This is a genomic window from Mesorhizobium sp. (assembly GCF_005063415.1).
GTDB lineage: Bacteria > Pseudomonadota > Alphaproteobacteria > Rhizobiales > Rhizobiaceae > Mesorhizobium.
In genome coordinates this window covers 2,715-10,207 of record NZ_SUEG01000079.1, presented here as the reverse complement: position 1 = coordinate 10,207, position 7,493 = coordinate 2,715, and the positions used below count along the sequence as shown (strand labels likewise).

Genomic DNA, 7,493 nt, shown 5'->3' with positions numbered 1-7,493 from the left:
GCCGCGCGTCACCGCCACCATGACTGCGCCGACGAAACCGACGACTATGCCGACGATGCCCGGCATGGTCGGGCGCCTGACGCCGAGCAGCATCGAGAACACCAGCGTGACGACCGGCGACAGCGTGAACATGATGCCGCTGTAGCCGGCACCCAGATGCGGAATGGCTGAAAACATCAGCAGATTGGGGATTGCGTAGGAGACGGCCGCGGTGACGAAGAAATAGCGCAGCCTGTGCGGCGTAAGCCGCATGCGCTGCCCGTTGAGCAGCAATGCGCACAAAAGCACGCCGCCGGCACCAAGCGAGATGACGAAGGCCCAGACCATGGCGGGCACGCCGGCCGCCGTCGCGATCTTGCCGAACGGCAGCGTCAGGCCGAGCAGGCCGCCGGTGACGACCAGAAGGCCAAGCGCCGAGTCCCAGAGAAATTTCATCGCACCGTCCCGTCGCCCGTTCGCGGCCCTTGGCCAATATCGCAAGCTGAGGTAAGATAATATAAAGATTCTTCACGTCAAGATACATAACGGTGAGAGACATGGATCGCGCGGCAAAAGCGATCGAGCAATGGAAAAAGGAACGGCCGGATCTCGATGTCTCGCCGATGGCCGTGCTCGGACGGTTGAGCGAGGCCGCCTCGCTGATCGCACGAGAGCGGCTGGCGCCGCTGTTTGCAAGTTACGGGCTGCAATCCGGAGAATTCGATGTGCTGGCGACGCTGCGTCGTTCCGGCCCGCCATACGCGCTGACGCCGACGGCTCTTTACGAGGCGACAATGGTCACGTCGGGCGCGATGACCAACCGCCTCGATCGGCTCGAGAAATCCGGCCTGATCAAGCGCGGGCCGCATCCCGATGATCGCCGCGGGATTGTCGTGCAACTGACCGGGAAGGGCCTCGCTCTGATCGACGAGGCGGTGGCCGCCCACGTCGCCAACGAGCACCAGATACTTTCTGGGTTAGCACGCCCGGAGCAGATCATGCTCGCCCGTCTGCTCGAAAAACTGATAGCGAGCCTGAGCTAGCCCAACCGGCAACCACTAGGACTCTGCGATCATTGCATTGGGAGTCGTAACTGCCAGGGGAGTTTGCGGATGACAGAACATGCAGTCGTGATTGCCGGAGGAGGTCCGACGGGCCTGACCTTGGCAGGCGAGTTGGCGTTGGCAGGCATCGACGTAGCCATAGTCGAACGCCGCCCGAACCAAGAGCTTGCCGGTTCGCGTGCTGGCGGTCTGAGCTCACGTACTCTCGAAATTTTCGATCAGCGCGGCATCGCGGACCGGTTCCTCGCGGAAGGGCAAATAGCCCAAGTCACGGGATTCGCGGCGATGCGTTTAGACATCAGCGATTTTCCGACCCGCCACAACTACGGGCTGGCGCTGAGGCAGAAACACATTGAGCGCATTCTAGCTGGATGGGTCAGCGAGCTGGCAGTGCCGATCTATCGCGGCCGTGAATTGACGTGTTTCGTGCAGGACGACGCCGGCGTCACCATCGAACTGTCCGATGGTGGGTCGCTGCGGGCAAGCTATCTCGTCGGGTGTGATGGAGGCCGCAGTCTGGTCCGCAAAGCTGCTGGCATTGAGTTTCGAGGATGGGATGCGACGACCAGCAGCATCCTCGCCCAGGCCGAGATGGCGGAGGAGCCGCCACTGGGCATTCATCGCACGGCACTTGGCATCCACGCCTTTGGCAGGGAAGAGTACGAAATTCGTGACGGCAAGGTCGTCTTTGCCGATAAAGGTCCCATAGGCGTCATGGTCACTGAAAAGAATGTCGGCGCCACGACCGAGCCCACGCTGCGCGATCTCCGCGAAGCACTCGTCGCTGCATGCGGAACAGATTACGGAATCCATAGCCCAACCTGGATTTCCAGGTTCACGGACACGCGGCAGGCGGCGGCTTACCGCAAGGGCCGTGTTCTCCTAGCGGGCGATGCCGCCCATGTGCATTCCCCGGTGGGCGGACAAGGCCTCAATACCGGTGTGCAGGATGCGGTGAATCTCGGTTGGAAGTTGGCCCAAGTGGTGAAAGGAACATCGCCTGAAGGCTTGCTCGACACCTATCACATCGAGCGGCATCCGATTGCGGCCCGCTTGTTGCGAACGACAATGGCACAGGTCGCATTGCAACGTACTGATGATCGCACTGAAGCCTTGCGTGAAATCGTATCAGAGCTCCTTGGGATGGAGGAGCCTCGCAAACGGATCGCTGCCGAGATGTCCGGACTTGGCATCCATTACGACCTCGGCCAGGGGCATCCGCTGGTCGGCCGCCGCATGCCTGACCTCGACCTGGCGACGCCTGATGGTTCTATGCGCGTATTTGCGCTCCTCCAAAATGCGCGGCCAGTGCTCTTGAATCTCGGCGCGCCGGGCAGCTTCGACATCAAGCCGTGGTCAGACCGCATTAAGTTGGTTTACGCCAAATGTGACGATCCATGGGAGTTGCCTGCGCTGGGCTTGGTCTCCGCTCCAACCGCAGTTTTAATCCGACCCGATGGATATGTTGCTTGGGTAGGTGACGGGACGCAGGATGGTCTTCAAGACGCGATGAACACCTGGTTCGGACCACCGGGCTAAAAACCGCAAAAACCAGTTAGCTCTTGATCTGGTTGAATGGTCCCGAAATCAAACGACTACGGACGGCGAAAACTCAGATCCTGGCCGCAGAGCCTCGTTTGGGCCGGCGAACAGCTCTGATCTTGCCGCTGTTTCCGCCGCCACAGAAAAACTGGTCGCCGCCATCGGATTCGAGCCCCGACACGCCTGTTCCCGGCGGCATATCGAGCTTCTCCAGGACCTTTCCCGTTTCAGGATCGATCCGCCGGACATCGCTCTCCTCACCCTCCCAGGTGCCATGCCAAAGCTCGCCGTCGACCCAGCTGACCCCGGTAACGACGCGGTTGGAAACGATGGTGCGAAGGATTGCCCCTGTCTCGGGATCGACCTGATGAATCTTTCGGCCCCGGTGCTGCCCGACCCAGAGCGTTCCTTCGGCCCAGGCGAGCCCGGAATCACCGCCGTTGCCAGGCGCCGGGATCGACGCCAGCACCTGGCCATTCTTCGGATCGATCTTCTGGATGCGATCCTCGGCGATCTGATAGAGGTACTGGCCGTCGAAAGCCGTTCCGGCGTGTGCCGCGACATCGATCGAGCGCACCACTTTGCCGCTCGCCGGATCGAAGGCGTTCAATCTGTTGCCTGAGGCAAACCAGACATGCTCGCCGTCGAAGGTAACGCCGTCTACGTGGTCGACACCCGGAAAGGGCCCATATTCTCGAAGGATTTCGGCTGCGGATCGTTCCATGATTCCATCCTAGTAGCCCGGCAGTGGGCCGGGGAGTAACAAGATTGTCGGGAAACCCGTCAGCGGCGGGGTCATCCAGCGACGCGCCCGCCCGCGGCCGAACGACTGCACCTTGCCGGCCTGGGCGAGCTGCTCGAGCGCCCGCTGCACGGTACGCGAACTGGCTCCAAGCGCAATCGCCAGGGCCGAACTCGACCAAGACTCGCCGTCGGCGAGGAAGGCGAGCACGGCGGCATGCTCTTCTTCGACGGGCGGCGCCAGCACGACGACCTCACCTGCGCGGCGTGGCGCCAGCGCAAAGCCCCGCTTCGTCGCGCTCACATCCGCCAACGTCCGAAGCTCCGCGCGAAGCCGCCCGACTTCAACCCGTAACCGTGCGCGATGTGATTCGTCCGCGTCCTTTCCGCGGAAAGCGCGCGCAATAAGCGTCGATCTTGCCACGTCCCCCGGCCAGGCTTCGGCCAGCGCACGGGCCAGCGCGAACAGCACCGGGCGGGTCGCCAGCGAGACGACGGTATCTGCGACCCGCACGACATTGCGACACGCATCCACCACGAGCGCCCCCGACGCCAGGAGGGCTTCGACTTCGTCGAGCAGGAGGGGCCGTTCCTCGCCACGCACGACAAGGCGTGCCGCCGGTGTGTCCAGCACCAGCGATGCGCTCTCCACCTCCGCCATCAGCGCGGGGATGCCGGACGCGCGCGCCGCCCGCGCCGCCAGGCCAAGTGCGGCGCGCGCAGGGCCGGTCCGCAAGCGGCGGATGGCGATGCCGGCGACAGCCAGCTCGTGGGCGGCCCGCGATGCCGGCGGCAGCGGCGAGGGATCGAAGCCGTCCAGCCTGCGCTCGGCTTCGTCGAGATGGCCGATCAGCAGCAAGCGTCGGACTTCGAGGTTGCGCGCATGCGCGGCGTTGACGCGGTCGCCATGCTTTTCAAGCGTCGCCCGCGCGGCGTCGAGTGCCTTGGCCGGCCAGGCGAGGTCGCGCGAGACGAGCGCGATCTCGGCCTCGGCGACGATACACCTCGCGCGGGCCACGGCCTCCCTCGGACTGAATGCGTGCGCCGCCCTCTTGAGGAGAGCCTTCGCCCGAACCAGGTCGCCAAGCTGCGCCATCGCGATACCGCGCAACGCAAGTGCCGGCGCATCGTCGCGCAGCGCAACCCGTTTCAAGGCGCCGAGCGGATCGCCCGCCGCGAGCGCATGCGCCGCGGCCGTGATCAGCGAGTCCATCGGAATCCCGTCACGCTTGTCACTCCCACGGCTTCGACATCCGGCGCTAAGTCCATCTCACCAACCAGTCCTATCGACAACGGCGACTGTAGCCAACCTGAGTTGCGGCGCGATTGTGCACTGAGTTCGAACGCAACGATAAGCACTAGGAGAGACGCAATGAAGATCGAAGGTTCAACCATCCTGGTGACTGGAGCCAATCGGGGCATCGGTCGGGCACTGGTCGAGGAAGCCCTGAGCAGAGGCGTAAAGCGCGTCTATGTCGCAACCCGCCAACCGATGGCCCATCCGGACCGGCGTGTGACGTCCCTGACCATGGATGTGACCAACGCTGCGCAGATCCGGGAGGCGGTCGAGAAGATCGATGCTCTCGATATCCTCATCAACAACGCCGGCGTATCGCCCTTCGATGACCTCAGCGACCGTCGTGTGCTCGAACAACAGCTCGCCGTGAACCTCTTCGGCTCGTATGACGTTACCCAGGCTCTGCTGCCGTTGCTGGCCCGGTCGCGGGGAGCCATCGTCAACATTCTGTCGCTGGCCTCGATTGCCGCCGTGCCATTCAGTCCGGCCTACTCGGTCTCGAAGGCGGCCTCGTTCTCGCTGTCGCAGTCTTTGCGCACCCTTTTGGCCGGACGGGGTGTGAGCGTCCACAGGGTCCTTCCCGGCCCGGTGGACACGGACATGACACGGGGCCTGGACATTGCGAAGGCCTCTGCGGAGTCTGTCGCGCGGGCAATCCTGGACGGAGTTGAGAACGGCGAGGAGGAAATCTTCCCCGATCCCATGTCGGAATCCCTGGCGGAGGGTTGGCGCAGCAGTGCGGTCAAGGCGCTTGAACGCCAGTTTGCAGCCTATGCGGAAGCAAGCCCGTCCAGTGAAGCAAGCCCGTCAAGCAGTGGGCATGAAGGAAAAAGCGAAACGATTACCCGAGAAGCCCATCCTTGCTGCTCGGCCTGAAACTGCGAAGCTGGTGAAAGGGGCGGCAGCATCGCCGCTCCCGACGCAGCCGGTCGGCTGTCGCAGGCGACGGCGCCGACTTTCACGATCACGGCGCTGCTTGGCGAAGAGATGCCTCGCTATGTCCGGAGCAGGTTGACGGATCAGTTGCGGTCGTCGGGGAAACTTGGAATAGGCATGAACTCGACGCCGTCTTCGGCCAGGCTCTTGGCCTCGTCCAGCGTCGCCTCGCCATAGATGCCGCGCGGATCGCTCTCGCCAAAGTGGATCTTGCGCGCTTCCTCGGCAAATTTGTCGCCGACATAGTCGGCGTTCTCGCGCACCTTCTCCGCCATGGCCTTGAGCTGGGCCAGCGCCTGCTTTTGCGCCTCGCCCATGGCCAGCGCGATCTTTTCCTGGTTGCGCCCGGTCGAGACGGCAGGCGCCATCAGCGCCTTCTCGACCTTGTGCGAGCCGCAGGCCGGGCAATCGACGAAACCGCGCCTCTTCTGTGTGTCGAAATCGTCGTTGCTGCGGAACCAGGCCTCGAATTCGTGCTCGTGCTCGCAGATCAGGGAAAAGCGGATCAAGAGGCGGCACCCCTGAGCGGCATTGCCTCCGCCGAACCGGCGTTTACGGCAAAATCGCGTGCGTTTTTGAGATTCGGTATCTTCTTGCGCGCGGCGACTGACTGCGCCGCGTCGATCTCGGTGACGATCACCGCCGGCTCGTCATGGGCAGCCTCGGCGACGATGCGGCCCCAGGGATCGACGATCAGCGAATGGCCATAGGTTTCGCGGCCGTCCTCGTGCGCTCCGCCTTGGGCGGCGGCAACCACATAGGCGCCGTTTTCGATGGCGCGCGCCCTGAGCAGCACATGCCAATGCGCTTCGCCGGTCTGGCGGGTGAAGGCGGCGGGCACCGAAAGCAGATCGGCGCCGGCCAGCGCCTCGGCACGGAACAGCTGCGGAAAGCGCAGATCGTAGCAGACGGCAAAGCCGAGCTTCGCGCCATCGATTTCGGCGACGACGGCCTCGGTGCCTGGCTCATAGGCGGCGGATTCGCGCCAGCTCTCGCCATTGTCGAGATCGACGTCGAACATGTGAATCTTATCGTAGGTGGCAATCGTGGCGCCGTCCGGCCCGAACAGAAGGGCGCGGTTGGCAAGCTTGCCGTCGGCACGCAGAATGGCGGTCGAGCCGATATGCAGGAAGATACCGAGTTCGTTGGCCAGCCTCCGCGACGTCGAGACGACGATGTCCTTGTCTTCGGAGGTGAAGGAAGCGGCCCGCGCTTGGCTGTCGCGGATCAGCGCGCCGGTCATTTCCGGGGTCTGGACATAGGTCGCGCCAAGGACTGCTGCCTCGCGCACCAGCCGTTCCAGATCGACCGCATTGCGCTCCGGGCTGGTTCCCGAACGCATCTGAATCGCCGCCGCCTTGAAAGCACCCCCCGACTTGATGGCACCCATGGTCATGTCCTTATCTGGCCGAGCCGTTGGCGAGCAATCTGTCCAGGTGTCCTTCCGCCTCCAATTCGTGGAGATCGTCGGAGCCGCCGACATGCGTGTCGCCGATGAATATCTGCGGAAAGGTGGAACGGCCATGGGCCCGGGAGATCATTTCCTGGCGCAGTTCCGGCGAGAAGGAGGCGTCATGCTCGGTATAGGCGACACCCTTCCTGTCGAGCAGCCGCTTGGCCGCGGTGCAATAGCCGCACATCATCCGCGTGTAGATCGTCACATCGACCATCGGTCAGCAACCCTGCCTCGTTCCGCTGTCATCTAGGTTATATAGGCGCCGATTCGTCGGCCCGAAAGTCCCCCGGCAGCACACGCGCGAAGGTCAGTACGTCGACTGCGCCGGCACCGCCCTTCTTCAATGCCCTGGCGACCGCGCGGACGGTGGCGCCGGTGGTGTAGACATCGTCGATCAACAGCACCCGACGGCCGGCGATTTCGATCTCCGCCTCGTCAGGCACTTTGAATGCGGCGCGAACATTTTCCTCGCGTTCCC

The 7,493-nt window shown here is 63.6% G+C and carries 10 protein-coding genes; 3 read left to right on the top strand and 7 right to left on the bottom strand.

All coding sequences use genetic code 11. The annotated features are described in order from the left end of the window. Positions 1-435 (bottom strand): DMT family transporter (locus tag E5W70_RS20125; protein WP_292661361.1); only part of this gene is annotated, 435 nt, incomplete at its 3' end. Positions 436-536: 101 nt separating this feature from the next. Between E5W70_RS20125 and E5W70_RS20120 the strand changes: the two genes are divergently transcribed. Further along, positions 537-1,022, top strand: coding sequence for a MarR family transcriptional regulator (locus E5W70_RS20120; protein WP_292661359.1), 486 nt, complete (start codon positions 537-539; stop codon positions 1,020-1,022). Positions 1,023-1,091: 69 nt separating this feature from the next. Then, on the top strand, positions 1,092-2,582 hold the full coding sequence (locus tag E5W70_RS20115) for an FAD-dependent monooxygenase (protein ID WP_292661357.1): 1,491 nt from the start codon (positions 1,092-1,094) through the stop codon (positions 2,580-2,582). A 73-nt stretch (positions 2,583-2,655) separates the two neighbouring features. Here the strand turns inward: E5W70_RS20115 and E5W70_RS20110 are convergent, their stop codons facing one another. Together E5W70_RS20110 and E5W70_RS20105 are read right to left on the bottom strand one after the other, a co-directional pair. Continuing rightward, entirely contained in the window at positions 2,656-3,309 is a 654-nt protein-coding gene (locus E5W70_RS20110; protein ID WP_292661355.1) for a PQQ-binding-like beta-propeller repeat protein, read from the bottom strand. A gap of 9 nt (positions 3,310-3,318) precedes the next feature. Beyond that, positions 3,319-4,539 (bottom strand): helix-turn-helix domain-containing protein, encoded by a 1,221-nt coding sequence (locus E5W70_RS20105; protein WP_292661352.1) that lies wholly within the window; start codon positions 4,537-4,539, stop codon positions 3,319-3,321. A gap of 159 nt (positions 4,540-4,698) precedes the next feature. Here E5W70_RS20105 and E5W70_RS20100 point away from each other — a divergent pair, with 159 nt between their 5' ends. After that, on the top strand, positions 4,699-5,499 hold the full coding sequence (locus tag E5W70_RS20100; RefSeq protein WP_292661350.1) for an SDR family NAD(P)-dependent oxidoreductase: 801 nt from the start codon (positions 4,699-4,701) through the stop codon (positions 5,497-5,499). Positions 5,500-5,642: 143 nt separating this feature from the next. On the opposite strand, the gene E5W70_RS20095 is transcribed toward E5W70_RS20100, so the two are convergent. From E5W70_RS20095 to E5W70_RS20080, 4 genes are all read right to left on the bottom strand, one after another. Beyond that, positions 5,643-6,068: a DUF1178 family protein gene (locus tag E5W70_RS20095; RefSeq protein WP_292661347.1), complete on the bottom strand. Its 426-nt coding sequence runs from the start codon at positions 6,066-6,068 to the stop codon at positions 5,643-5,645. Further along, the gene (locus E5W70_RS20090; protein ID WP_292661345.1) at positions 6,065-6,949 is read right to left on the bottom strand and encodes a carbon-nitrogen hydrolase family protein; all 885 of its coding nucleotides are present in this window, start codon (positions 6,947-6,949) and stop codon (positions 6,065-6,067) included. The genes E5W70_RS20095 and E5W70_RS20090 overlap by 4 nt, the downstream gene beginning before the upstream one ends. Before the next feature lie 10 nt (positions 6,950-6,959). After that, positions 6,960-7,229 carry a glutaredoxin 3 gene (grxC, locus tag E5W70_RS20085; RefSeq protein WP_292661341.1) on the bottom strand — a complete coding sequence of 90 codons (270 nt, stop codon included), beginning with the start codon at positions 7,227-7,229 and terminating at the stop codon, positions 6,960-6,962. A 37-nt stretch (positions 7,230-7,266) separates the two neighbouring features. After that, the coding region (locus E5W70_RS20080) for a phosphoribosyltransferase family protein (RefSeq protein ID WP_292661338.1) at positions 7,267-7,493 on the bottom strand (227 nt) is incomplete at its 5' end.